Raw genomic sequence first — 24,999 nt, 5'->3', positions numbered from 1 at the left:
CCAGCTGCGCAGTGTACCGCGTTTGGGAGGTGACCAGGCACTCCCGGCACCGCCACATCGGCAGCAGCTCGGGAGTGCCGTGCCTCATCGCCCGCGTCTGGCTACACCGCGGCCAGTTCCTCTTGGATCTTGGCGTTGAGCTCTGCGGCCGCCGCCGTCATTGCTTCCTGCGGGGTCATCTTGCCCAGCGCAGCCGCCTGTCGGTAAGGAGCATACGTCAGCTTTCGTAGTTGGTACCAGGCGAAGTTGTCCTGGTTCATCTCCGTGTATGGTGAGTTCGCCTCCATGAACGCTATCTGTTCTGGCTCTGTCTGCCAATACTCCTTTGCCTTCTCTCCCGGCGGGGTGTAGCCAGTGGCGGAGCAGTAGAAGCCGGCATTCTCCGGCCTGGCCATCCAGGATAGCCACACCGCCGCGGACTTGTCGCTGTTCCTGAAGATGGACCAGCAGTCGGCCCAGCCAGGTTTCACCTGTCGCACATTCTTCAGGGCTGGGCACAGTATCATCTCGATCTCGGGTGCCTGGCGCATGGCCATGACGTAGCTCCCCGCGGTCATGGCCGAGCTCAGCACCTGCCGCCCCTGCAGGAAGTAGTCGCTGGTGCTGGTCACCTCCTCCTCCGAGCCCACTGCTCCCTCAATGGGCACCCACCCATTGACGAACATCTCGGCCTCGAAGGCACAGGCAGCCACGCCCGCTTCGCCGTCAATGAGGCTGGTGTTGCCATCGTCGGTCAGCTCCCGTCCCCCTGCCTGCCACACCCAGCCAGTGAAGGTATAGCAGATGGAGACCGTAGTCCCGGCCGTGAGGAAGTAGCCCTTCTCCGCCGCCAGCGCACCTAGCTCCCGGAAGTCGTCCCACGTGGCAGGAGGCGTCTCCGGATCCCATCCTACCTCGGCAACCAAAGCCTTGTTCGCCACATAGCCATCGCAGTAGAACGTTTTCGGGTACATGATCCGCTTGCCCTGCCAGGATAGCCCCGCGTACAGCGTCTCCGGGATGTCGGACCATACCTCCGGGCCCAGGATGTCATCCAGCGGCTCCATGCAGTCGCTCCGCCCGAACTGCTGGATCGTGTCAATGTCGGTGGCGGCTATGTCAGGTGCCTGGCCAGCAGCGTAGGCCGCCAGCATCTTCTCGCGACGGCCGCCCCACGGCAGGATCTCGATGGTGGTCTTGATATCGGGGTACTCCTCATGGAATCTCTCCATCAGCGGATCCCAGATGATACCCTGATCGTCCTCCGTCATCGGGAACGTCCAGATGTCGAGTGCACCAGATGCGACTGGCGCAGCAGTGGTAGCACCAGCCTCCTCTTGCTCAGCGACGGGCGCCAGCGTTGCCGGGGCACAGGAGGCCAGGATGGCCCCTGCAGCCGCGAACGTGCCCGCCTGGAGCAAACCGCGCCGTGTGTATCGCTTGTCGCCGTTCATCTGCTTCCTCTCCCTCCCATGAACACGCAGCACCTGACGAAACGCCGTGACTATACGGTCACCAGCACGCTCTCGTCCCTGCCTATTGGCATACTCGCGAACTTGTCGTGACACCTCCTTTCACGTAGCCACGCTATGGGGAGGATTCCCCTGGCTCCCTGCACTTCCTGACCCCCAACCGGCTCCTCCCAGGCGTCTCGCTGACTGCATCGGCGAGCCAGCCGCCTTGTCCATCGCAGCGGGGACATCGGGCCTCACCCGACGGCTCAGCTGTCCTTGCCACCCTCCACTGCTGAGCCTCCGCAGAGTCTGTGAGGATGCTGGTGCCGGCAGCCTCGCACGAAGCGCTACTGCCGATTATACCCGGCCAACGCGCGCCCGAGTGCCCATAGCCGTTGACACAACACTGACAGAACTGCGACAATTCCTGTTGTGACCTGCGACTTCTTCCCCACTGGTACCAGACGATGGCACAAGTGACTGCCGAGGACGTGCATCAGGCCCTGCTTTCCCTCTACGTTCCAGCAGAACTCGCCAACTGCCGGCTGGCCAGCCTGTTGCCCGTGGCCCAGTCGACCGAAGACATGGTGGAAAGAGCCCAGCTGCTCCGCGGCAAGCTGTTGGATGCCATCGAGATGCTGCGACCCGCCTCCCGCTCCGCTCCCTCCGCCACCGCCTCCCGCGCCTATGACTGCCTGAGGCTCCGCTACGTCTCCGGCCTTCGAGTGGACGAAGTCGCCCGGCAACTGGCGGTCAGCCCGCGACAGGTCTATCGCGACCTGGGATGGGCCGAGGAACAGCTGGCCCGGCTGATTGAGTCAGACTGTTCGGAAGCCCAGGCCCCGGAACCTGACGAGAATCGCGCCGGGGCCTTCGAGGAGGAGCTCCGGCACCTGGCCCACAAGCCCGAAACTGTCCAGGTGGCGGGCCTGATCGAGGCCGCACTGGCCACCGTCGCCCCCCTGGCCCAAAAGCAAGGGGTGCACCTACGGGTCTGTAAGCCCGAGACGGAACTGGCGGTGGCCGTCACCCCCGCGGTCCTGCGCGAGGTACTCACCTTGATCCTGAGCGCCGTCGTTCAGGGGACAGCCGAACGCGAGTTGACGATCACGGTGGCGCGAACGCCTCGTCTGGTGACGATTACGATGCCCCTCGAGGGCTCGCGACGCCTTGCCCGACACGACCTGGTCCAGGCGGCTCTGCTGATCGCGCAGCAGCAGAAGCTGGACTATCGCCTCTGGACCGACGAGACCGGCAGGCAGAACCTCTCTCTCGAGCTGCCCCTGGACAAGCGGCGGCGGGCCCTGATCGTGGAGGACAACCCCGGCGCGGCGGCTCTCTACGAGCGTTACCTCGCTACCAGCGAGTGGGACCCGGTCCGGGTACCACACCCGCGCCTGGCGTGCGAATGGGTAGCCACCCGTGACATTGACGCTGTGGTGCTCGACATCATGATGTCCGATGCCGACGGCTGGACTGTCCTCAGAGCCCTGCAGGCAGACCCACGGACGCGGGAGGTGCCCGTAGTGATCTGCTCCGTCCTCAAGGACACGGAACTGGGCCGCTTGCTGGGAGCTGCCGCCTACCTTACCAAGCCTGTCTCCCGCCTGGACCTACTCAAGGCTCTGAGACAGGTGAGTCGCAGGAGTAGGCTGGCCTGAGCTGAGCCAGGCATGCCTGGATGAGCCCAACCGTCTCTCCCTCCGACAGCCCCACGGACTTGGTCACCGAGAAGGTGCGCGCGCTCCCGGCCAGCCCTTGGGTGGGGTCCAGAGCCGTGACCGCCACCAATCTAGGCTGAGGGTCCAGCTCCTCTTCCCGCAGTGACCGAGCCACCTCCCAGCCGTCTATCCCGGGCAGGGCCATGTCGAGAAGCACCACGTCCGGCTTGAACTTCCGCGCCAGAGCCAGCGCCTCCTCCCCGCTCCGGGCACAGGCGATCTCCGGAGCCCCAATGGACCCCACCTCCAGGTACCTCTCGATGAGACGGACGAAGGACGCGTCGTCGTCCACAACCATGACCCGACTGGCCCTCGGGCCGTTCCTGAGAGCCTCGGCCAGTCGGTCGCTATTAATCGGCTTCATCAGCCACTCGGCGAAGAGGTCACTGCCGACGTGCCTGCGGCTCCCGGGCAGGGAGCAGCTAATCACCGGCACCGGCTCAGGCAGTATGCGCGGCGCCAGGCCGAAGCCCTTCTCCCCGCTCTCCAGCGGGATATCGAGCAAGACGGCATCGGGGTGACGGTCATAGACCAGGCTTCGGGCCTCCCGCACATCGGCCGCCACCAGGAGTTCGTACCCCTCCAGCCGGCGAGAGAGGAAGGACGCCCCGTGCTCGTCACCCACTAGGACGAGCGAGGGCCTTCCAGCGGGCCGTGAAGTGCCCTGAGGACGCGGCAGGCTCAAGGGTGACACCTGCTTGGCCGTCAACGGCAGGCTGAAGCTAAAGGTGCTGCCCTCCCCGGGCTGGCTCTCGACCCAGATCCGCCCCCCGTGCATCTGGACGAATCTCTTGGCGATGGCCAGCCCCAGGCCACTGCCCGCGCTGCCCAGCCCACTTGCCGATGCAGCGCTGGCGCGGTGGAACTCCTCGAAGATGCGGGGGATCTCGTGAGCCGGGATGCCCGCCCCGGTGTCGGACACGGAGACCACTACCTCCTCGCCGGTGAACTCAGCCTCAACTTGAATGTGACCCCTCTCGGTGAAACGGCAGGCGTTGGCTAGCAAGTTCAGAATGACCTGCTGGATCCTCATCCGGTCCACGTTGAGTTGGGGCAGGCCCTGTGGCAGCTCCAACCTCAACTCAACGTCCTTGTTGCCGGCGAGCAGCCTCCTCGCCAGGTCTGCCGCCTCGGCTATCACCTGAGCGATGTCCACATCCTCGCGCCTCACGGGGATGTGCAGAGCCTGAACGCGGGCGAGGTCCAGGATGTCGTCCACCAGCCCCGAGAGGTAGCGGGCGCTTACCTGGATCTCGCTGATGTCCCGGCGCAACTCCGTCGTCCAGGTCACGTCGCCGTACACTTCCGGATAGCGCTGCATTACCTCCAGAAACCCCAGGATCGTGTTCAGCGGTGTACGCAACTCGTGGCTCACGGTGGTGGCGAACTGCTCCTTCAGCCTTCGGGCCTCCAGTGCCTCCTGCTGGGCAAGGGTCAACTCGCGCAGGCTTCGCTTCAGCAGGCCGTTTGCGGTGGTGAGTGCTTTGTTTAGCTTGTTCACCTCCTCCTGCCGCATCCGCAGCTCTCGAGACAGGTCCGCTGCATGCTGGGTGAACGCCCAGGCCTCCTGGAGATGAGCCCGCAGGCGTCCCGCCATGGGCGCACCCAGCCCGGCCACCATCATGAGCAGGAACAGCGCCTGGACTGCGACCCGATCCACCTCCGGCCAACGTAGAGCGATCACGGCCGCACCAGAGGCAGCGACGCCGACTCCCGCCGCCGGGTTCACCCCCAGGGCTGCCAGCAAGGCTGGCGCGGAGAGGAACAGCAGGGCATCGGCACAGCCGAGAGCTAGATAGGCAAGCACCAGCGCCGCCCACAGAAGCACTACCTGAAGCCCGACCACGTAGCGGCGGACCGCCGTGGGACTGCTCGTGCCCAGCCACAAACACACCGAGGTGACGACGAAGACCAGGATCAAGAGGCTCGGGTCCTCCGAGCCGCTGCTGAGCTGCTGGAACCACACCAGGTATCCGACCGCCGCTAGGACGATACCCGCCCTGAGGCCGACCTCACGCTGCAGCGCCCGCCAACTGAGCTCGATGGCGCCCGAAGGAGTCTTCAGCACCTGCCCCTCCCCCTCAGACTACTCACCCTGTGCCGATCGGCGCACCGCTGACCCGAACACGGGCAGGCTTGGCCCCCAGCGCTCCGGGCGCGGGAATGAGCGGGAAGGCAGTTGCGGCTGGCCGGTCGGCGGCCCACGCACTCCGCGGCAGGAAACAGCGGAGTGCTTCCCTGTTGGCTGAAGCGCACAAAGGGTACTGGCCCGAAGTCAGGTGACTCAGAGGGCGCGGCACCCCCTAGTGGTGGAACAGCCTCACCCCCGTATAGACCATCACCATCCCGTACTCATCGCAGGCCGCGATGACATCCTCATCCCGCACCGATCCGCCCGGCTGCATGATGTACTCCACCCCGCTCTGCGCCGCCCGGTTGATGGTGTCGGCAAAGGGTATGAAAGCGTCCGAGCCTAGCGTCACCCCTTTCAGGCCGGCGATCCACCGGCGCTTCTCCTCTGCCGTCAGCCGCTTCGGCACCTCGACGAAGGATTGTCGCCACACCCGCTCCTCGGCCGGGATCACGTCGTCCCGCAGGAACTGGTCAATGGCGTTGTCCCGCTCGGGCCGGCCCAACCCCTTCCTGAACCGGAGTCCCAGGACCGCCGGATGCTGGCGCAGCCACCACAGGTCGGCCTTCTGCGCCGCCAGCCGGGTGCAGTGCACCCGCGACTGCTGCCCCGCCCCGTTGCCGATGATCTGGCCGTCCTTAGCCAGGCACACCGAGTTGGACTGGGTGTATTTCAGAGTGACGAACGAGACCATCATGTCCCGCAGCGCTTCCTGGGAGAGATCCTTGCGGCGAGTGACGATCTCCCGGAACGACTCGGGCGTGGGCAGGGCCTCGTTCCGCCTTTGCTCGAACCGGATCCCGAATACCTGACGGGTCTCCATCTCCGGTGGCGCGTAAGCGGGGTCCACGAGAATCACCGGGTAGGCACCGCCTTTCTTGGCCTTGAGGATCTCCAGCGCCTCAGGTTCGTACCCCGGCGCGATGACACCGTCGGAGACTTCGCGGCGCAGGAGACGAGCTGTGTCCACGTCGCACGGGTCACTCAGAGCCGCCCAATCCCCGAAGGAAGACATCCGGTCGGCCCCACGAGCCCGGGCGTATGCTGCCGCCAGGGGAGAGAGGTCCTCCTCCTCGATGAAGTACGCCCGCCGCAGATCATCGCTCAGTGGCACTCCCACCGCTGCCCCCGCCGGGCTGACGTGCTTGAACGACGCGGCCGCAGGCAGGTCCAGCACCTGTCGCAGCTCCCGCACCAGTTGCCACGAATTGAGCGCATCCAGCAGATTGATGTACCCCGGGCGCCCGTTCAGCACCTCTATGGGCAGCGTACCCTCGTCCACAAAGACCCTCGCCGGCGTCTGGTGGGGGTTCATCCCATAACGCAGGCTCATTTCTCTTTCCGCCACTCGCGACCCTCCGTGATTGAGCTGGACGCAACTCTAGCGCAACCACGCCGCACCGCCAAGATAGGGAGGCCCACAGAGACACCGAGACACAGAGGATGGAACAAGGGAACTCCCCTTTGAGTGGATTGAGTCATGCCCGTACTCAGGAACGTCACCCGCTTCTCTGTGGCCCTACGCCTCTGGGGCCAGGGCACTTGCGGGCGAGCCGGTATGCCGCCAATATGCGCCGGGGAGGTGTACCCCTGTGCATACTCTCGGTCGGAGGCTCGGCCTGCCCCTAGCGACCGCCCTCTTGGCCGCCGCCCTCTGGGGCGCGACCGGAGGGCCCGTGCTGGCCGTTCACACCATCGGAGCCGATGACGCCGTGCTGCATCTGGCGGCGCGCACCGGGTTCCGAGCCGTAGTGCAGCTGCTGGAGTGGCGCCAGGTGGAGCCAGCGCCCGGAGAGCACTACTGGGAGTACCCCGATTTCCTGGTGCAGGCCTGCGAGCACTACGGCCTGAGCCTAGTGCTGCGCCTGGATCACCCGCCCGACTGGGCTCTGCGGCCCGGTGAGTCCCCTCCCCTCGATGTGGCGGCCTACGGCGCCTTCGTAGAGCGAGTGGCTCGTCGGTACCGGGGCCGAGTCCGGGCCTACATCATCTGGAATGAGCCCAACCTGGCCCTGGAATGGAACGGCCAAACCCCCGACCCCCAGGGATACGCCGAACTCCTCCAGGTCGGCACCCAAGCTGTCCGCATAGGCGATCCGGCGGCCTTGGTGGTGGCCGCCGGACTGGCCCCCACCAACCAGAACGATCGGGAGGCCGTGTCCGACCTGAGCTTCCTCCGGGCGCTGTACCCGCTCGGGGAGCGCCCTATCTGGGATGCGCAGGCGGTCCACCCCTATGGCTTCGCCCACCCCCCTGACGCCGCGGCCGACCACGACGGCCTCGTCTTCGCCCGGCTGGCAGTATGGCGGAGAATCCTGGCGGAGCAGGGCTCTCCCCACCTGCCCCTGTGGGTCACCGAGTTTGGCTGGACGGTCGGCCCGGCTTCGCCTCAGGACGCCTGGCAACTGGTGAGCCCGGAGCTACAGGCCCGCTACCTGGCGAGCGCAGTGGCGATGGTTCGTCGGGCCTTACCTTCCGTGGAGTTCCTGGCCGTGTGGAACCTGGCCCCCGCGTTGGCCGCCGATGACCCCATGTCCGGGTACGGACTGGTGGCTCCCGATGGCCAGGCCCGCCCAGCGCTGGTCGCCCTGAACCAGCAGATGCCCCTGCGGTGGTCGCGCCTCACCCGCGCCCTGTCCGGGCTGGCGAAGCAGCTCTTCGCCAACTCGGACGAGGTACAGGTGCTGGCACTGGACGCTCCGGTGCGACTGAGCGACACCGCCACCGCCTACGTCCATTGGGCCAAGCCCTACGGGGGCACCGCCCCCGCCCGCAGCTGGGAGGCCACCTTCTACCTAGACGCTCCTGGCTCGAACCGGTGGGATCTGGTCATGGAGACCATGCAATTGGAGGAGCGAGCCAACTTCGTCTACCTCAACGGAGAACGGCTGGCCGCCATCCCGGTGACAGGCAAGACACCTTTCGCCTCCGTGTGGACGACGGTGCATCTCGAGGTACCGCCGGGAATGCTGCGCTCGGGAGCCAACCGGCTCCGGGTGGAGTTGAGCCCCCGGCTGCGCACCCAGCAGGACGTGCGCTACGAGAGTGTGCAGCTCCGCAACGTGCGGTTGATCAGGCGGTAGGGCGCCGAGCGCGCCGGCCATTGGGGCGAACGGAGAGAACGGCACCCGCATCGCACCCACCGATCGCAGCTGAGACCCGGGCGTAGGCGCGGTACCCGTGACCCGGTAGGGGCAGGCCACCGTGCCTGCCCAGGGCGGACGCGGTGGTCCACCCTACCGCGCCAGCCCGCGGAGGGACCCCCGTGATGCTCAGAAGGAAGTCACGTACAGCCCGTCGTCGGTGCCTGCGAGGACGCTGCCATCATCGCCGACGTAGAGGGAATACACATCCCGCCCTTCTAGCCCCCACGTCTGCCATCTCCTCCCTTCATCGCCGCTGAACCAGACGCCACTCTCCTCGGTGCCCGCCAGTAGGGCGTCCGGCTGGCCTGAAGGAATAGCCAGGCTGTAGACGGTGACCGGGCCCGGGAGTTGCAAGCGCTCCCAACTATCGCCGCAGTCCTCCGTCCGCCAGGCTCCGGTGGTGGTCCCGGCGTAGAGGGTGCAGACGTCCCGGGGCGAGTGGGCCAAGGCGAACACCGTCTCGGGGGCGGGGCCGCAGCTCTGCCACGTCTCACCTCGGTCCCGAGTGCGGAAGAGGTCCTCTACCGTGCCGGCGTAGAGCCGTCCCGGCTCGAAGGGCGAGACCGCCAGGCTGTGCACGGACAGCGTCTCCAACCCTCGGTGCACCGGGGCCCAGGTTGAGCCGCCGTCCTCCGACGCCAGCACGTTGTTACCCCAGCATCCGGCGTAGAGGTGCGAGGGATGGTGGGGGTCGGCTGCCAGGGCGAAGACGGTCTGGCGGCCCAACTCCTCGGTCACCAGGGTCCAGGAACCATCCGCCTCCTCCAGCCGATGCACGCCCCAGGCGGAGCCGGCGTAGAGGCAACCGCCGGTCCAAATCAAGGCGAATGTAGCAGGAGGGCCGTTCCCGGCCTCGAGCCGGCGCCACGGGCCCTCCGGCGCTGGCGCCCGGTATACCCCGGTGGTGGTACCGGCATAGATGAAGCCGTCTTCGGCCCCGATCAGGGCGAGAACCGGGCGCCGGCCCGGAGCCTCGATTACGGTCTCCCACGTGGCGCCGCCATCGAGCGAGCGCAGCAACCCGGAACCCACTGTGCCGGCCAGAGCCGTCCCCTCGGGGCCAACTGCCAGGGCCGATATCTCGGGCCACGTTGGCGGGCCGTGGGCCGCCGACCAGGTCTCCCCTCCGTCCGTAGAGCGGTGTACGCCCCCATCGGCGGTGCCTACCAGCAGGGTGCCGCCGGCGCGAGCCACCACCTTGGCCGCGGTCTCCCCTGGCAGGGACACCTCGCGGCAAGCGCCGCCATCGGCCTCGCAGGCAAAGAGGTGACCGACGGAGATCAGGTGGACCCAGCCATCCTCTCCCAGGACTACGTCGTTGACGATGCCCACCGGGGCCTCCAGCCTGGACCACTCCCGGTGGGATTGGCTAGCGCACCACAGCCCCTCGTCGGCCGTCCCGGCGCAGACGAGCCCGGGGATCGAGGCCACAGCCAGCACGGAAGAGGTGGGCAGCGTCGCCCGCTCGCAGCCTCCGGCGGAGCAGGAGAACAGCCCCGCCTCCGCGGCGGCCCACACGCCCCGGGGCGCTCTCGCCAGGGAGTAGACCGGTCCGAGCAGCCCTGGGATCCGCGAGGTACCCTCCTCACACGCCGCCCACACACCGTCCACAGTGCCCACCCACAGACAGCCGCCGGGGCCATCCGCCAGCAGCGACAGCGGCGTCAGGCCAGCCAGGTCCTCTCCCAGCCATTCCCAAGACGAGGGGTCAGAAGAGGCACGGTAGACCCCGCCGGGCTCGTACAGGGCGGCCAGCGCCTGCCCGGAGGCGGAGAAGGTCACGTCGGTGACGGTGGAGGCGGCGGGCGAGGGGAACTCCACCCGGGACCACCGTCGAGGGGCGGAGGCGCACCCTCCCAGCACCAGCAACAGGATTAGCAGAGCTGCGAAGACGCCCGCGGCCCGCCGTGGGCGCCGCCTTGGCTGCCGGGCTGGGGCCGGGCGCACAGAAGCCCCGACCGGTGGGGTCGGGGCTTGCCTTTCGTGCTCGATCAGTCTAGCTGTACGACCAGGTCTGGGTCGAAGCCTGTCCCCCGGAGAGTCGGGTGACGTGAGCTGCCTGCGGGCCCTTCGGGGAGTCCTCGATCTCGAACTCCACTCGATCGTTCTCCTCCAGATTGCGGAAGCCGGAGCCCTCGATCGCGGAGTAGTGCACGAAGACATCCTTGCCACCGCTGTCCGGGATGATGAAGCCGTAGCCCTTATCCCGGCTGAACCACTTGACTGTTCCCTCGATTCGCTCTGCCATCTTACTGGCACCCCCTGTTGGGTAATCAACTGCCGTGCTACACTTTCCGACCTTGGGATGTCAGTCCTCAGGCGTCGCAATCGTGCAGTGGCATACCACCCGCGTCCGATCTTCCGGGTAGTGGACCCCTTATACCACATGTCGGTGGCCAGCGCCAGCCCCTGAGGGCGGCAAGTGCTCCAGACCAGTGGCTGAGAGAGATGCTCTGAGTCCATCGCGAGGAAGGCCCGCCCAGGGGCTCGGCGTTGCGCCGCCTGCCACACTGAGAGAGCCTCCCCAAGAGAGCCCGCCTCAGCCTGGGCACATTCGCGATGGTGCCGCCTTCCGTCCTGACCTCGGCCGCCGCTGCCCGGTCGGGAGATGGGACCAGGAAACGTAAGCGCACTAGTACCAAAAGACTGTACGACTGCCCAGTACTATGGTAGGATTGCACCAGGCATGCCGCAACAGCGGCTCCGCCCGGCCGTCCTCAGGCTGGTGGTGGTAGAGGAGTGCGCCGGCCAGAGCGCCGCGCGACAGGGTGCGGAGCCAAGTACATGCGCAGGCGTGTCCTGGAGGGATGGGGTGAAAGCGTTCCTGATTCTCCTGCCTCTGGCTGCCCTGGCGCTGACCGGATGCCGGCTCGCCACCGCAACCGCTCATGGAGGTGCGCTGGCCGTCGCTCCCGCACCTTCTCCGCAGCCCACGCAAGTGGAACCGGCTGCGGTGACCATCACCATCGTGTACGACAACTATGTTGACGACCCCAGCCTGAAGGCGGCCTGGGGCTTCTCCTGCCTGATTGACTACGGTGGCCATCTCCTCCTCTTCGACACTGGCGGAGACTCCGACGCGCTGCTGAGCAACATGGCTCTGCTCGGCCTCGATCCCGAGCGGATCGAGGCCGTCGTTCTCTCCCACATTCACAGCGATCACACCGGCGGGCTGGCCGGCCTGCTCAATCGGGCGCGGGGTGTGACCGTGTACGTCCCTCGCTCGTTCCCCGTCGGCTTCAAAGAGCAGGTGCGGGATGCCGACGCCCAACTGGTGGAGGTGGACGGGCCGAGGGCGATAATCCCTGGTGTCTGGAGCACGGGCGAGGTGGGAGAGGACATCCGCGAACAGGCGCTGGTCCTGGAGTCTGCAGAGGGGCTGGTGGTTATCACCGGCTGCGCCCACCCGGGCATCGTCAGAATGGTGGAGCAGGCCAAGCGAATCGGCGAAGACGTGGCCGTGCATCTGGTGCTGGGGGGGTTCCACCTGGGGAGCCAGAGCGCCGGCCAGATCGAGGGCATTGTCTCGGCTTTTCGCCGTCTGGGAGTGGAGAAGGTGGCGCCCAGCCACTGCTCGGGCGACACGGCGCGGGCGCTCTTCGCTGCCGAGTACGGGGAGGACTGTATTCTATCCGGCGTGGGCTGGAGCATCGCGCTGCAGTGATAGAGGACGCATAGCCAGCAGCGCAAGTGAGGTTAGCCCAGATGACGGCGACACGGTGTGCAGCTCCAGAGCAAGGGGTGACCGACGGGGGCAGCCTGAGACGCGGGGCGCGGACGGAGGCCTGCGACAGATCAGGCCATCGAGGTAAGCCTGCCGCTGAGTCCGCGATCGGGAGCGTGAGAGCCGAGGGTGGACTGGCTGCTGCCGAAATGGGCTGCCGAGGGCTTGCCCGTGAGGCGGACCGACTGCCAAGGAGAGGCTCATGACTGATACAGCCAAGCCGATATTCGAAGGTCGTTGTCTCATATCGTGTGGGATGCTATATCCGGAGATCCGCTACCTGAGGCAGACGGGCTTCCTCAATGCCCGACGAGTCCTCTTCACGCCACCCGGCCTGCACGCCCTCCCGCACAGGCTCGAGGAGCATCTGCTCCAGAGGCTGGCGCAAGCGCGAGAGTCATGTCGCGACCGTGACATCATCGTCGTCTACGGCAAGAAGTGCTACGTTGACGCCGATGATCCGCTCAAGCGGGTGGATACGATTCTGCAGGCGGCCGGGCCAGAGCTGGTGAGGGTACAAGGGGACTATGGTTACGACATACTGGCTGGCTTCGAAGATCGGCAGCAGATCAGCGGGGGCAGGCAAGACAAGATCTTGTGGTTCACGCCCGGCTGGCTCAGGAACTGGAAGAAGGTCTACCAGGGGTACTTCGGCTGGGATCGTGCCGATGCCAACGCCAACTTCCCCGGGTTCTACGACAAGATAGTGGTCCTGGACGGACTGGGCTTCTCCAAGCAGTACATTGCCGAGCACGCCGAGGAGGTCCTAGAGCTCTTCGACTGGACCGGCCTGGAGGTTGAGTTCCACCCCATCACGCTCGACCGTCTGGAAGGCTTGATGGCGGATGCCGTCTCCGTGCATTCCCCCCGCCATCGGTGAAGCGATGAGCGCAGAGGATGCAGCGAGATGGCGATCGTGACAGCGCAGCTGAGCATCTATCCCTTGCGTCAGGATACTATCGCGCCTGCCATTCGGGAGGCGGTGAACGTCTTGCGTCAGCAGGGTTTGAACGTGCGCGTCGGCCAGATGAGCACCTTGGTGTGGGGAGAAGGACACCTTGTCTTTCGTGGCCTCGAAGGCGCCTTCGTCAAGGCTATGCAGCACGGAGACACCGTGATGACGGTGACTTTGTCCAACGCCTGTGAGGTGCCCGAGGAGCCATGACTGGGATGGCGGTCGACGAGAATCCCTTCGACAGGTGGACTGCAGCTCACTACGAGGCCTGGTACGAGACCCCGGAGGGGCAGAGGGTGGATGCCCTGGAGAAGGCCGTCCTGGTGCGGCTGTTGAGGGCGTTCCCCGACGCACGCAGTGTGCTCGAGGTGGGCTGTGGCACGGGCCACTTCACTCGCTGGTTGAGCGAGCGGGGGCTGGCGGTCGTGGGGCTCGACCTGTCGGAGGCCATGCTGGCTCAAGCTCGACTGCTCGATGGTGTTCCACTGGTGCAGGGCAGCGCTGTCCAGCTTCCCTTTCCCACTGACGCCTTCGATCTAGTGGCGCTCATTACCACGCTCGAGTTTCTGCAATACCCCCAAGAGGCGCTCGGGGAGGCCCTGCGCGTGGCGGGGCGTGGCTTGCTGCTGGGGGTGCTCAACCGCTGGAGCTGGCTCGGCTTGCGGAGGCGGCTGGAGGGGTTACTCCGCCCCACCGTCTACAACCAGGCCCACTTCTACAGCGTTGCCGAGTTGGAGCGACTCCTGCGGTCAGCCTCCGGCGCGCAGGTCAGCATCGTGTGGTACACCACGCTCTTCCCCCGGTGGCCGCCATGCGAGCATGCTCGCATACCTTGGGGAGGATTCATTGGCATGGCTCTGGTCAAGGAGAGTGCACCATGATGCCCGTGGTCCCCCCGGCACGAGGGCACCTCCCGTGAGGGCACGTGCGGGGTGGGTGCGACGGAACGCCCCTCGTGAAGGGCTGCAAGCCTCGGCGACAGCATCTCACAGCCTCCCGGCAGCATTGGGCCGGCCACGTGGACTCCGGTCGGAACGGCCAGGCTGGCGCCCGGTCGGGCCGGTCGCCGGGAGTCGCGGGGGAGACTGAGGCCACACCGATGGCCCATGGTGATATCCGTGCGGATCACCGGCGGCTGCCATGATCAGAACCGCATACAGAAGAGGAGCACGCATGGCACACGAGCACAGAGTGATATTCCCCCAGTACGCCCGGGGCAGGAACGGCGTCTCGATTGAGGAAGGGGCGACGTTATGGGATCACGCCTGGCGGCTGGGGATTCAGGTAGCCAGCGCTTGTGGCGGCCGAGGGCAGTGCGGCAAGTGTGTGGTCAGGGTGGAGAGCGGAGGCGAGAGTCTGGCAGAGAGGACAGAGGCCGAGCGCAGATTCCCCCTGGCGCGAGACGAGCGGCTGGCCTGCCAGGCGAGGATCATATCAAGCGCTAGGGATGTCGTCGTCTACATCTGGGCGGCCGGTGAGTACACCATCCTCACGGAGAGCACGGACCAGGGGATGATCCGCCTGGATCCCCACGTGTCGAGGGAGGGGGACCGGGTCGTCTTGCGCGAGGAGCGGATCCATTCCCTGGGAGCATACGAAGGCGAGCTTCTCGGCCTAGCTGTGGATGTGGGGACCACTACCCTGGTAGCCCAGATCGTGGACTTGGAGAGCGGCGAGGTAGTGGCAACCCTGGCCTGCAGGAACCCCCAGGCGGCTTACGGAGACGATGTCATCTCACGGATCGGCTATGCCGACACTCACGAGGATGGCCTCCGACGGCTCCAGCGCGTGGTAGTGGAGGCGGTCAACTCGGCTCTGCGCACCTTCGAGGGAAGAGAGGGCCGGAGCACAGTGGATCACATCTACGAGGCCGTGGTAGTGGGCAACCCCACCATGCGCAATCTCTTTTTCGGCCTGAGCGTCCACTCACTGGGTACCAGCCCGTATGAGCCTCAAGACATTTCGCCCATCAACCTGGATGCCGATGCAGTCGGCTTGGAGATCAACCCCAGAGCCAACGTCTACGGCGCTCCTCTCGTGGCCGGCCAGGTGGGGGCCGACTGCCTAGCCGTCATTCTGGCGAGCGGCCTACACCGAGTGGAGCGTCCCGTCATGGTGGTAGATATCGGCACCAACGGCGAAGTGGCCATTGGGAGCCGGGAGCGCATCCTGGCCGCCTCAAACGCTGCCGGGGGCGCGTTTGAGGGCGCTACCGTGAGCTGCGGCACGGGCGCGATAGAAGGAGCCATCAAGAACGTCAGCATCCTGAATGGGGCGGTCCGGTATGAGACCATTGGGGACAAGCCCGCAGTGGGCATCTGCGGGTCAGGTCTCATAGACCTGCTGGCCGAGATGCTGAAGAACGGAATTATCGATCGGAGCGGCAGGCTGGCCCAGGCCTACAGGGCAGCTAATGAGTTTGTCATCTCCCAGAACGGCCGCAGGATCGGCATCACTCAGAAGGACATAAACGAGCTGAGGCTGGCCAAGGCGGGCTCCGCCCTCAACCAGCAGACCCTGATGCGCAAGTACGGGGTCGACCTGGAAGGGGTTGACAGGATCTATCTGGCGGGGGGGTTCGGCAACTACGTGAGCCTGGATAGTGCCATGGCCATCGGCGTTCTTCCGGCCAGGAAGGAGAAACTGGTCAAGATCGGCAACGGCGCTCTGACCGGGGCCAGACAGATGCTGCTTTCTCGGGAGAGGAGAGCCGATGCTGAGCGGATCGCCCCCCGCATCGGCCATGTCAAGCTCTCGGAGGAGGCTGATTTCCTGGACCGCTACGTGCGTGAGCTCTACCTCAGGCCCTGGCCATAGGCCTACACTCCGCCGCTCAGGGAGTGTAGCCGTTCAGGCAGCCTTTGGCCTGATGGGTTCAGTAGCCGGCCTATCCGGCTGTGAGTGGGAGAGATGAAGGCGCTAGCTGATGCGGTGACCAACGCCAAGGGATTCATGGCCCGACAGAAGCTCAACTACCGGGTGGCGGTGGGTCGTCAGGCCATGAGCAGCTTCCTCATGAACCTGACGGCCCAGTACGACTCGATCTACGTCACCGGGCTGGGGGCTAATCCGGTGCAACTTGGCAGCATCAGCAGCATAGCCTCTGCCTTCGGGGCGATGCTCTCGCTACCTGTCGGCTGGTTGGTGGACCGGTACAGCCTCAGGAAGCTGTACGCGTCGGGCGTCCTGCTGACGGCCGTGGGCACCCTCCTATACGGGTTGGCTCCCACCTGGCACCTGATCGTCCTGGCAAGCATCGCCATGGTCCCCGCCTCCCAATTCCTGAGCGCAGGATGCAGCGTCATCTGCCGAGATTCTGTCGCCAACAGGGATAGGGTCACGGCCCAGAACACCTGTGTGACCCTGGCCAGTCTGAGTAGCCTGGTGGCGCCCATGATCGCGGCGGCCCTGGTCGCCCACTCCGGGGGGCTGACGACAGAGGGCATCCGGCCCCTGTACTGGATCCGGGTGATAGGCTACCTCATGGTCTTCCACCTGGTCTTCCGCTGGCTGCAGGAGCCGTCTCACATCCGAGGGCTGCACGGCATCAAGCTGAGGGACGTGGCGGCGGACTTCCGGCAACTCCTCGATACCGGTAGCCCGCTCAAGAGATGGACCGCTGTGGCCATGCTGACGTCCATCCCGCTGGCGATCACCACTCCCTTCATGCAGCTCTACGCCTACGAGTTCAAGGGGGCCAATGCCGTGATCCTGGCGGCCATGACGACTGCCATGATCCTGACCCGGCTGGCCTTCGGCATTCCCCTGGGACGGTTGGCCGATAGGTTGGGCCGGAAGCGCCTTATCTATGCCCTCACGCCGCTATGGTACGGCGCCTTCATCTTGCTGGTCCTGGCGCACGATGCCTACATGCTCATAGGCGCAGCCGCGCTGTACACCTTCTACAGCATCTCGTCGGGGGCCGCAGGTGCCATGGGTCTGGAGTTGGTACCGGCTGAGATGGCCGGCCGATGGCACGGGGTGCTGGGGGTACTGGGCGGCGTGGTTACCATTCCGGCGCCCGTCATCGGCGGCCTGATCTACCGGCACTGGAATCCCGCGTGGGTATTCCTGTTGCCCATCGTCATTGACCTGACGGTGCGTCTGCCCCTTCTGGCGACCGTGCCTGAGACCCTGCACCGCGACCTACGACATGATGGCGCCGGCCGCTAGAACGAGCGACTGGGCCACAGGAGCGGCGCCCGGAGCCCGCCCGTCACCGTACCGTCACATGAGGAGTGTGTCATCATGGAGCTTAGATGCGCCACCTGCCGGGTACAGGCCTGCAGGGCTGCACCGGGAACCAAGCCATACCCAGCCTTCTGCCCCATGAGCCACAGTGCCGATATCTTGGCCGACGCCAGGCGAGCCTACGACGACCGGGCGACGCAGGAGTTCGCTCTGGCCGCCGCCCGCACCGAAGCCGACCGATACCCTCTGGAGCCCCGGGTGGAGGAGGTGATGAGCTTCGCCCGCCGCATCGGGGCCACGCGCCTGGGCATTGCCTCCTGCGTGGGGTTGATACGGGAGGCCTCGATGCTGCAGGAGATCCTCGAAGCTAACGGCTTCGAGGTCGCCTCCGTGTGCTGCAAGGTAGGCTCCATTCCCAAAGAGGAGATTGGCCTGACGGACGAGGAGAAGATACGCCCGGGCCAGTTTGAGGCGCTCTGCAACCCCATCAGCCAGGCGACGCTGCTGAACCGGGCAGGGACGCACCTGAACGTGGCGGTGGGATTGTGCGTGGGACACGATAGCCTCTTCTTCCGCCACTCGGAGGCGCCCGTCACCGTCCTGGTGGCCAAAGATCGGGTCACGGGGCACAACCCGGCGGCGGTGCTCTACACCAGCCACTCCTACTACAGCCGGCTGAAGCGATAGGGGGAGCCATGCGCAAGACCATCGGCATCATAGGGGGCATGAGCCCCGAGAGCACTCTGGTCTACTACGAGCACATCCACTGGACGTACCGCGCTCATCACGGCGATGTGAACTACCCGCCCGTCGTCATCTACAGCGTGCCCTTCGCCGACTGCCGCCGCTGGACCGCCGATCAGGCCTGGGAGGAGGCCGCGGCCGCCCTGGGCGACGCCGCTCGCCGGCTCCACGCTGCCGGAGCCGACTTCGCCCTCATCGCCACCAACACCATGCACATCGCCTTCGAGTCGGCCCAGCGCCGCTCCCCCATACCGCTGCTCCACATCATTGACGTGACCGCGGAGGCGATCCTGGCCAGAGGGCTCACGCGGGTGGGGCTACTGGGGACTACCACCACCATGCAGCATCCCTTCTACCGTGACCGGCTATCGGCCTACGGTCTGACGGCGGTGGTGCCCTCTGCCGACCAGCAAGAGCAGGTGAGCCGCATCATCTACGAGGAGCTGACCAACGGGGAGGTCCGGCCCCAGTCCAAAGCCACCTACCTGCAAGCCATCGCCGAACTGGAGGCGCAGGGGGCTCAAGGTGTCATCCTCGGGTGCACCGAGATCCCCCTTCTCATCGGGCAGGACGACCTGGCTCTGCCAGTATTCGACACTACCCGCCTCCACGCGGAGGCAGCGCTGGCCGTCGCTCTGGAGGAGCGCCCTCTCCCAAGGGCGGGGCGAGGCACCTAGACCGACCTTCACCCTGGGCCATCAGGCCCCTCGGCCCGGCGCCCGCCCTGGGGCCTCCTGCCCTCCCCCGCGAAGGCGGCAGTTGCCTGCCCGCCGGGAGGTGCGTCAGACCGGGCTCTGGGGCGTACTGCGCCCCGGCCGGGGGGACCCGGCCGGACCAATCCACTTCCTCAATGGACTGCGCCCACAGGGGCAGCATTGGCTGTTTACAGGCGCCATGCCCGCAGCTACCCTATAGTGGATGCATCCATTAGGAGAGCGGCCGTGCAGGTGACCGTTGATAGAGAGGGCAAGGTCCCTCTCTACCGCCAGATTGAGCAGCAGATACGCGCGCTCATATTGGAGGGGATCCTACCCGCCGGTCACAGGCTGCCCTCGGAGCGGGAGCTGGCCGAGCGCCTGGGCGTCAACCGCACCACTGTGGTCAACGCCTACGGCAGCCTGGCCGCCGATGGCCTGGTGGAAGGGCGCGTCGGCGTGGGTACCGTGGTGCTGGGCGCGACGGAGGAGCTCGCCGAGCCGCCCGCGCTTCCTCTGGCCTGGTCTGGCCTGATGCGGTCCCGTCCTCGGTGGCCGGAGACGGGCATCGGCGAGAGGGTGGCCCAACTGAGCTCCCGGCCGGGCGTGATCTCCTTCGCCACTGGGGTGGCAGACATCACCGGCTCTCCGCACCTGGCCCTGGCCCAGGTGGTCCAGAGAGTGGTCAATAGCCGCATGGCCGCCCTCCTGGAGGATTCGCCCATCGCCGGTCTCACTCCGCTGCGGGAGGAACTGGCACGGGAGCTCAGGTTCAAGGGATGCCGGGACGCTTCCGCCGGCCAGGTGATCGTCACCTCTGGCACCCAGCAGGGGCTCTACCTGGTAGCGCGCTTGCTGCTGGACCCGGGTGACGTGGTCCTGGTCGAGTCTCCCACCTACCTGGGAGCCCTTTCCGTGTTCCGCTCCATTGGAGCCCGGCCGGTGGGCGTGCCCGTGGACGACGAGGGCATGCAGGTGGAAGCGGCAGGACACTACCTCGCTCACGCCGACGTCCGCCTGATCTACACCAACCCCAACTTCCAGAACCCTACCGGCAGCTTGATGAGCCTCGACCGCCGGGCGGCGCTGCTGGCCCTGGCCCGGCGCCACCAGATCCCCATCCTGGAGGATGACCTCCATGGGGAGCTTCACTTCGAGGACCCCCTGCCGCCGCCCATTCGCTCGCTGGACGACGGGGGCTACGTGGTGTATCTGGGTGGTCTCTCCTCCCTGCTAGGCTCCGGGTTGAGGTTGGGATGGGTGCTGGCGCCGCCTCCCATCGTGGAACCCCTCCTGCGGCTGCGCCAGGATATGGACCTCCACCCCAACAACCTGGTGCAACTGGTGGTCCACGATCTGCTGCGAGGTGAATCCTTTCCGGCCCATCTCCACTGGCTGAGGCAGACGTTCCGCCGCCGCCGGGACGCCATGCTGCAGGCGCTGGAGCGACATATGCCGGCTGGCGTCGGCTGGAGCCAGCCGGCGGGCGGGCTGTACGTGTGGTGCGCGCTGCCGGATGGGGTGGCCTCGAGCGACCTGCTGGAGCGAGCTGGGGAACTGGGAGTCTCGTTCGCCCCTGGGCCCATGTTCTTCACCCACGCGGGCGGTGAGGGCTTCATGCGCCTGGGGTTCGCCTTCCGGAGCGAGGGCGAGATCGCCGAGGGAGTGCGCCGGCTAGCCCGGGCGATCGAAGACCTGGCCCGGAGGCCAGGCGTCCGCCGCGCCGATCCCAGCCAAGAGCGCCCGTTCGTGTGATGCGTGATGCGTGATACGTGATACGTGACATCCACTCTCGCCGATACAGCCCACGTGTCACGCATCACACATCACGTATCACGCATCATTCTGCAGAGGCAAGGAGGTTACCGGATGTTTCGCAACTGGAGCGCTTCCCGATTGGTGGTCGCCGGCGTTCTGACCGCCGTGGTGGCCGTGCTGACGCTCATGGTCAGAGTGCCCATCGCCCCCACGCGAGGCTACATTCACCTCGGTGACGCCGGGGTGTACTTCGCCGCCTTCGCCTTCGGGCCGGCCATTGGCTTCGTCGCCGGAGGGTTGGGCACGGGGCTGGCCGACGTCCTGGGAGGTTACGCCCACTGGGCGCCGTTGTCCTTCCTGTTCCACGGCTTCCAGGGGCTGGTGGCGGGCTACCTGGCCCTGCGGGGCGGCCGAGGCGGCCATCTCCTGGGCTGGCTGGTGGGCTCGATCATCATGATCGGCGGGTACTTCCTGGCCGAGGTCATCCTATACGGGCTGGGCCCCGCCGCGACCGAGGTGCCCGGCAACCTGAGCCAGGCTATCGCCGGCGGGCTGATCGGGCTACCTCTGGCAGCCGCCATCCGGAGGGCGTGGCCTCCGGTGCAGCGGTTGGCCACCCCCACCACCTGGCGGGAGCGCTGAGCGGCCCCACACGCCTGCCAGGGCCCGGTCCGGGGGGCGCAGCGGCGACGTCCGAAGGGACCAAGGTAGGGCGAGGCCGGAGCCCGGCCCCGCTCTATCGGGGCGGATGCATGCAGCTCGCGTCGGTTAGGTTGGGCACCGGCGCCGTGCCCGATCGGTCCTGCTGGATGGCTTCGGCCACGATCTGGGCCACGCGCGCCAGGGCATCCTGCTTCTGGCGAGGGTACCTCCGGCCGCTGCCGTTCGGCCTGGTGCCCTGCCCGCTGACCGCCTTCACTCAGGGCTTGCTCCTGTGGAGCGAGAAAGGACTGCCGCGGTACATCCTGGTGATGCCGGTGCTCTACTCGCTGAGTGGGGTCATCCCCGTCTCCCTGGGTATCGTGGAGGACGTGGGTCTGGTGCTGGTGGGCCTCAGCAGCGCGGGCCTAGTCCTCCTATCGGCGCCGGGTGGAGCCATGGCCCCCGCCGATGGCGGACCCGACTGGAGCGGGCGCCAGTCGCGGATGCTGCATCGGTCGAGCATGCGAAGGCTCCCGGCGCACTCCAGGCCAACACCGCTTGGATCGCGCAGCGTGCGGCCGGCGTCCTGATCTCTACCAACGAGACCCAGTAGTTCGCAGGCCTCGCCGTGCTCCCCACCAGCGCTGGCCGCGTTGCAGCAGAACAGCGAGGCTCAAGACGCTGGCCCAGTAGAGGACGTACTCCGGCAGGGCGAAGAGAAGCAGCCCGTAGCTCACCCAGAAGATGCCCGCGGCCAGCGCCACCGGCCAGTGCAGTTGGTTGAACCGGGCGCGCGGAATGCGACGGACCAGGAGGAGGATCAGCCCGACGTCAATCAGAGCGGTGACGAGCGCGCTCCACCAAAGCATCTCCGACGTAAGCCTTATGTCCGGCAGCGTCATCGTCATGCTCTCAGACCGCGACACCCGAGCCGGGCACAGCCGTTCGGCCCCGTCTGGCCGCGGAGGTGGCTACCTCAGCTTCTCGATCGGCTTGCCGCGCCGCACCGATCGCGACAGGCCGGCCACGAGACTCATCGCCGGTACGGCCCTCCCGTAATCCGCCTTGGCCTCCCCGATTCGCCCCATTAGCTACCCGTCCTCCCCCTGGGAGGCGAGGTGCACAGTCGCCATACTTGGGACCTCCATGATCAGCACCAACCAGCGCTCAGAGAACAGCACTACTGCGACGTAGGGCAGCGATCAGTCGAGGTCGGGCGGATGCTGCACCGGGTAGACACCGCTGTCCCCCAGGGTGTTGCCAGTGGGTAGCCGGCGCCATCGGTCGGGTCGGCCTGCCCCCTGCCGAACTGATCCCTCACCGGCCTCGGCGAGGCTGGAAGTCAGCAGCTCAGATCAGAGTAGCCAGTCGCCGCAGCATGGTAGCCCGGCGCTGTAAGAAGTGCACCGGAAAGCAGCTCCTGGGCGTTCCCGGCGCGGCATCAGTATCCCGAAAGCTGAGCGAGTTCGGCCCCGCTAACGTGTCTTCCTCCCGGAACCAGGGACCATGTGCTGACGTCTATAAGGTAGATAGTAGAGGTGATGGTATAGCTGCGCGGTACAGGACTGTGCACCCGGTCGCAGGCGGTCGGGCCGAGTTCGGTTCCGGCTCGGACGTGAGCTCCCTGCCCGATCGGGCGGGCGAAAGACTCGCCGGCAGGCCGGTGAGCGGACTCGCCTGTTGCCCGGCGTCTCGGCGGGTGCGTCAGGCTATGATTCAGCCGTCGGGCTGCGAAGTGCTGAGAGGAGAAGGAGGTAGGACAAGATGCTCAGAGGACTGCGACTGAAGGTCTTGGTAGCGGTAGTGTTGGGCCTGGCCGTGCTGGCATCCCCCACCCTGGCGTCGGCTCAGGAAGGACAGTGGTACGCCGAGTACTACAGCAACCCTTGGCTAACTGGACCGCCCTCCGTCACCCGCAATGAGAGCGCCCTCAGCTTCGACTGGGGCTACGGCTCCCCCGACGGGCGCATCCCCTCCGACAACTGGTCCGCTCGCTGGACGGGGACGCTTCACCTGCAAGCGGGCCTGTGGCGGTTCACCACCGAGACCGACGACGGCGTCCGGCTGTACGTCGACGGCCGGCTGGTCATAGACCGCTGGCACGACATGTCGCGGACGGCGCACTCGGCGGAAGTGGAGTTGAGCGAAGGGCCGCACCACGTCCGCATGGAGTACTACGAGCATATGGGGGCGGCCTTTGCCAGGCTCACCTGGGAGTGGCTAGGAGTGCCGGCCCACGGGGGCAACATCATCACCGCCGTGCGGCCCTATGGCAGTTCCTGGATCAAGGTGTACCGTTGGGAAGACGGCAAGTGGCTGGACGTCAACCCGAGGGGGTATGGCCGCATAGATGCCAACGGCTTCCTCAAGCTGGATGGCTTCCCCGTCGACATGTGGCGCTACGGAGGCAACGGCCACCCGTATAAGGTGGAACTCTGGGCCGAGGGAAGCCTGGTCGCCTCCGTGGGCGACACCGCTCGGGGAGAGCCGGAGTTCCGGGTGTACCCGGCCACGGACAGCTACACGCCTTGGCAGGTTCCAGCGCCATAGAGACGGCACTGCGTCGCGGCAAAACAGCCAGCGACGGGCGTCGCTTCTCGTGACGCCCGTCGCTAGCGCGAGCGGACCGCCGGCCGTGTTAGCCGCCCGCGCCCTGGTAGCGCCTCAGCCCCATCCGCTGGAGGTACCCGCCTCACGCAAAGACGGCAAAGCGCGGAGCCCACATAGCGGTTTCCCTTTGCGTCTTGGCGTGAGCCCCCTTCCCCCTAACTCTCTACTGCCTGGACCAGGCCGCGCATGTAGCCGATAGCGTAGGCCTCGGCCGCGCGCCGGCCGCCCACCATCTCCTGCAGGTGATCGGAGATGACGGCCCCGTCGAAGCCGACCTCGTGCAAGGCCCGCATGATGGCGGCCATATCGCCGTAGCCCTCGTCGAGGAAGGTCTCGGTGAAGCCTTCGGGCATGGAGGCGGTGACGTTGCGGAAGTGCACTTTGAACAGCTTCCTGAGGGAGCCGAAGTAGTGGATGGCCTCGATCACGCTGGCGCCCATGGCCTCCCCGCCTTCCAGCCAGCAGCCCACGCACAGACACACCCCCACATTGGGGCTGTCGGCGATCTCCAAGGCGCGACGGTAGCCCTCGAAGGTGCCGAAGATGCACCGGGGCACCCCTCCCAGGTCGTAGACGGGCGGGTCGTCGGGGTGAATGCCGATGTAGACGCCGGCCTCCTCGGCCACGGGCACCACCCTGCGGATGAAGTAGGTGTAGTTATCCCATAGCTCCTCTTCGGTGTAGCGCCTTCCGTGGGTGAGCGGAGCCCGCCAGGTACGCCCTACCCACGAGCCCTCAGTGGCTTGATCAAGGTGAAAGGCTCGGGCCATAGCCCCGCCGCGGATGGGCTCCCGGCCAGTGCTCCAGATGCCGTTGCCCATGTGGGCGTAGGTGGCGTAGTGGATGCCAGCCGCGCCCAGGTTGCGAATGTAGGCTAGATACTCCTCTATCTTAGCCTCCCGCCCGGGGAGGTTCAGGGTGACCTCTTCCATGTTGTGCACAGAGTGGTTAGCCAGGCGGTAGATCTTCAGCCCGTGAGCTTCGTAGTGCCGGCGCAGGGCCAGGTAGCTCTCCAGGTTGTGGTCTCGGGGGTCGTCCAGCCCCGTCATCACCCACTCGATGCCCAGCTGCTGTGCAAACTGGATGTCTTCTTCGCCGGAGGCCACCGGCACCCGCACCCCCGCCTCTTCCGTGGCGCGGGAAGGCATCTGGGTGGCGATCTGGATCCCGGGCCGGGAGGAGTAGTAACCGGGGATGACGGACATCGGGTAGAGGTGATTCTCTGGCATGTGAGCCCTCCCATGGTGGG

The 24,999-nt window shown here is 66.4% G+C and carries 21 protein-coding genes; 14 read left to right on the top strand and 7 right to left on the bottom strand.

Going from position 1 to position 24,999, the window contains the following annotated elements; translation table 11 throughout:
* Positions 1-101: 101 nt before the first annotated feature.
* Positions 102-1,250: an extracellular solute-binding protein gene (locus HPY83_02735; GenBank protein NPV06864.1), complete on the bottom strand. Its 1,149-nt coding sequence runs from the start codon at positions 1,248-1,250 to the stop codon at positions 102-104.
* 650 nt (positions 1,251-1,900) lie between these two features.
* On the opposite strand from HPY83_02735, the gene HPY83_02730 reads away from it, so the two are divergent.
* Positions 1,901-3,094 carry a response regulator gene (locus HPY83_02730; GenBank protein NPV06863.1) on the top strand — a complete coding sequence of 398 codons (1,194 nt, stop codon included), beginning with the start codon at positions 1,901-1,903 and terminating at the stop codon, positions 3,092-3,094.
* Here HPY83_02730 and HPY83_02725 read toward each other — a convergent pair.
* Both HPY83_02725 and HPY83_02720 read right to left on the bottom strand, forming a co-directional pair.
* Positions 3,051-5,222, bottom strand: a complete 2,172-nt coding sequence (locus HPY83_02725; GenBank protein ID NPV06862.1) for a response regulator — start codon at positions 5,220-5,222, stop codon at positions 3,051-3,053. The genes HPY83_02730 and HPY83_02725 overlap by 44 nt on opposite strands.
* Before the next feature lie 235 nt (positions 5,223-5,457).
* The gene (locus tag HPY83_02720; GenBank protein ID NPV06861.1) at positions 5,458-6,633 is read right to left on the bottom strand and encodes a phosphoribosylaminoimidazolecarboxamide formyltransferase; all 1,176 of its coding nucleotides are present in this window, start codon (positions 6,631-6,633) and stop codon (positions 5,458-5,460) included.
* Positions 6,634-6,961: 328 nt separating this feature from the next.
* Here HPY83_02720 and HPY83_02715 point away from each other — a divergent pair, with 328 nt between their 5' ends.
* On the top strand, positions 6,962-8,368 hold the full coding sequence (locus HPY83_02715; GenBank protein NPV06860.1) for a hypothetical protein: 1,407 nt from the start codon (positions 6,962-6,964) through the stop codon (positions 8,366-8,368).
* A 189-nt stretch (positions 8,369-8,557) separates the two neighbouring features.
* On the opposite strand, the gene HPY83_02710 is transcribed toward HPY83_02715, so the two are convergent.
* Both HPY83_02710 and HPY83_02705 read right to left on the bottom strand, forming a co-directional pair.
* The gene (locus tag HPY83_02710; GenBank protein ID NPV06859.1) at positions 8,558-10,252 is read right to left on the bottom strand and encodes a hypothetical protein; all 1,695 of its coding nucleotides are present in this window, start codon (positions 10,250-10,252) and stop codon (positions 8,558-8,560) included.
* A gap of 175 nt (positions 10,253-10,427) precedes the next feature.
* Positions 10,428-10,679 (bottom strand): cold-shock protein, encoded by a 252-nt coding sequence (locus tag HPY83_02705; GenBank protein ID NPV06858.1) that lies wholly within the window; start codon positions 10,677-10,679, stop codon positions 10,428-10,430.
* A 564-nt stretch (positions 10,680-11,243) separates the two neighbouring features.
* Between HPY83_02705 and HPY83_02700 the strand changes: the two genes are divergently transcribed.
* The 11 genes from HPY83_02700 (at position 11,244) to HPY83_02650 (ending at position 21,730) form a co-directional block, all read left to right on the top strand.
* Complete coding sequence (locus tag HPY83_02700) at positions 11,244-12,095, top strand: MBL fold metallo-hydrolase (protein NPV06857.1); 852 nt, start codon at positions 11,244-11,246, stop codon at positions 12,093-12,095.
* Between the two features lie 262 nt (positions 12,096-12,357).
* The gene (locus HPY83_02695) at positions 12,358-13,035 is read left to right on the top strand and encodes a DUF1638 domain-containing protein (protein ID NPV06856.1); all 678 of its coding nucleotides are present in this window, start codon (positions 12,358-12,360) and stop codon (positions 13,033-13,035) included.
* Between the two features lie 27 nt (positions 13,036-13,062).
* Positions 13,063-13,320, top strand: coding sequence for a hypothetical protein (locus tag HPY83_02690; GenBank protein ID NPV06855.1), 258 nt, complete (start codon positions 13,063-13,065; stop codon positions 13,318-13,320).
* Complete coding sequence (locus HPY83_02685; GenBank protein ID NPV06854.1) at positions 13,317-13,991, top strand: class I SAM-dependent methyltransferase; 675 nt, start codon at positions 13,317-13,319, stop codon at positions 13,989-13,991. Before HPY83_02690 ends, HPY83_02685 begins: the two co-directional genes overlap by 4 nt.
* Before the next feature lie 292 nt (positions 13,992-14,283).
* A complete protein-coding gene (locus HPY83_02680; protein NPV06853.1) occupies positions 14,284-15,927 on the top strand; it encodes a DUF4445 domain-containing protein in 1,644 nt (547 codons plus the stop codon).
* Between the two features lie 93 nt (positions 15,928-16,020).
* On the top strand, positions 16,021-17,283 hold the full coding sequence (locus HPY83_02675; protein ID NPV06852.1) for an MFS transporter: 1,263 nt from the start codon (positions 16,021-16,023) through the stop codon (positions 17,281-17,283).
* A 75-nt stretch (positions 17,284-17,358) separates the two neighbouring features.
* Positions 17,359-17,988, top strand: a complete 630-nt coding sequence (locus HPY83_02670) for a DUF1847 domain-containing protein (GenBank protein ID NPV06851.1) — start codon at positions 17,359-17,361, stop codon at positions 17,986-17,988.
* Positions 17,989-17,996: 8 nt separating this feature from the next.
* Positions 17,997-18,722: an aspartate/glutamate racemase family protein gene (locus HPY83_02665; protein ID NPV06850.1), complete on the top strand. Its 726-nt coding sequence runs from the start codon at positions 17,997-17,999 to the stop codon at positions 18,720-18,722.
* Positions 18,723-18,992: 270 nt separating this feature from the next.
* Positions 18,993-20,495 carry a PLP-dependent aminotransferase family protein gene (locus HPY83_02660; protein NPV06849.1) on the top strand — a complete coding sequence of 501 codons (1,503 nt, stop codon included), beginning with the start codon at positions 18,993-18,995 and terminating at the stop codon, positions 20,493-20,495.
* 114 nt (positions 20,496-20,609) lie between these two features.
* On the top strand, positions 20,610-21,140 hold the full coding sequence (locus HPY83_02655) for an ECF transporter S component (protein ID NPV06848.1): 531 nt from the start codon (positions 20,610-20,612) through the stop codon (positions 21,138-21,140).
* A gap of 110 nt (positions 21,141-21,250) precedes the next feature.
* Positions 21,251-21,730: a hypothetical protein gene (locus HPY83_02650; GenBank protein NPV06847.1), complete on the top strand. Its 480-nt coding sequence runs from the start codon at positions 21,251-21,253 to the stop codon at positions 21,728-21,730.
* Between the two features lie 3 nt (positions 21,731-21,733).
* Here HPY83_02650 and HPY83_02645 read toward each other — a convergent pair whose 3' ends face one another.
* Positions 21,734-22,048, bottom strand: a complete 315-nt coding sequence (locus tag HPY83_02645; protein ID NPV06846.1) for a hypothetical protein — start codon at positions 22,046-22,048, stop codon at positions 21,734-21,736.
* Between the two features lie 856 nt (positions 22,049-22,904).
* Between HPY83_02645 and HPY83_02640 the strand changes: the two genes are divergently transcribed.
* On the top strand, positions 22,905-23,690 hold the full coding sequence (locus tag HPY83_02640) for a hypothetical protein (protein NPV06845.1): 786 nt from the start codon (positions 22,905-22,907) through the stop codon (positions 23,688-23,690).
* 215 nt (positions 23,691-23,905) lie between these two features.
* On the opposite strand, the gene HPY83_02635 is transcribed toward HPY83_02640, so the two are convergent.
* A complete protein-coding gene (locus HPY83_02635; GenBank protein ID NPV06844.1) occupies positions 23,906-24,979 on the bottom strand; it encodes a TIM barrel protein in 1,074 nt (357 codons plus the stop codon).
* Between the last annotated feature and the right edge of the window lie 20 nt (positions 24,980-24,999).

The organism is Anaerolineae bacterium (assembly GCA_013178015.1).
Taxonomy (GTDB): domain Bacteria; phylum Chloroflexota; class Anaerolineae; order DRVO01; family DRVO01; genus Ch71.
Note: the sequence above shows the minus strand (reverse complement) of the source record. Positions and strands in the feature narration are given on the sequence as shown.

What these genes read in the sequence shown, in the direction of transcription:
- HPY83_02735 (NPV06864.1), bottom strand. Translation starts at nt 1,250, where the DNA reads ATGACGGAGGACGATCAGGGTATCATCTGGGATCCGCTGATGGAGAGA.
- HPY83_02730 (NPV06863.1), top strand. Translation starts at nt 1,901, where the DNA reads ATGGCACAAGTGACTGCCGAGGACGTGCATCAGGCCCTGCTTTCCCTC.
- HPY83_02705 (NPV06858.1), bottom strand. Translation starts at nt 10,679, where the DNA reads ATGGCAGAGCGAATCGAGGGAACAGTCAAGTGGTTCAGCCGGGATAAG.
- HPY83_02695 (NPV06856.1), top strand. Translation starts at nt 12,358, where the DNA reads ATGACTGATACAGCCAAGCCGATATTCGAAGGTCGTTGTCTCATATCG.
- HPY83_02690 (NPV06855.1), top strand. Translation starts at nt 13,063, where the DNA reads ATGGCGATCGTGACAGCGCAGCTGAGCATCTATCCCTTGCGTCAGGAT.
- HPY83_02685 (NPV06854.1), top strand. Translation starts at nt 13,317, where the DNA reads ATGACTGGGATGGCGGTCGACGAGAATCCCTTCGACAGGTGGACTGCA.
- HPY83_02680 (NPV06853.1), top strand. Translation starts at nt 14,284, where the DNA reads ATGGCACACGAGCACAGAGTGATATTCCCCCAGTACGCCCGGGGCAGG.
- HPY83_02675 (NPV06852.1), top strand. Translation starts at nt 16,021, where the DNA reads ATGAAGGCGCTAGCTGATGCGGTGACCAACGCCAAGGGATTCATGGCC.
- HPY83_02670 (NPV06851.1), top strand. Translation starts at nt 17,359, where the DNA reads ATGGAGCTTAGATGCGCCACCTGCCGGGTACAGGCCTGCAGGGCTGCA.
- HPY83_02665 (NPV06850.1), top strand. Translation starts at nt 17,997, where the DNA reads ATGCGCAAGACCATCGGCATCATAGGGGGCATGAGCCCCGAGAGCACT.
- HPY83_02655 (NPV06848.1), top strand. Translation starts at nt 20,610, where the DNA reads ATGTTTCGCAACTGGAGCGCTTCCCGATTGGTGGTCGCCGGCGTTCTG.
- HPY83_02650 (NPV06847.1), top strand. Translation starts at nt 21,251, where the DNA reads ATGCAGCTCGCGTCGGTTAGGTTGGGCACCGGCGCCGTGCCCGATCGG.
- HPY83_02645 (NPV06846.1), bottom strand. Translation starts at nt 22,048, where the DNA reads ATGACGATGACGCTGCCGGACATAAGGCTTACGTCGGAGATGCTTTGG.
- HPY83_02640 (NPV06845.1), top strand. Translation starts at nt 22,905, where the DNA reads ATGCTCAGAGGACTGCGACTGAAGGTCTTGGTAGCGGTAGTGTTGGGC.
- HPY83_02635 (NPV06844.1), bottom strand. Translation starts at nt 24,979, where the DNA reads ATGCCAGAGAATCACCTCTACCCGATGTCCGTCATCCCCGGTTACTAC.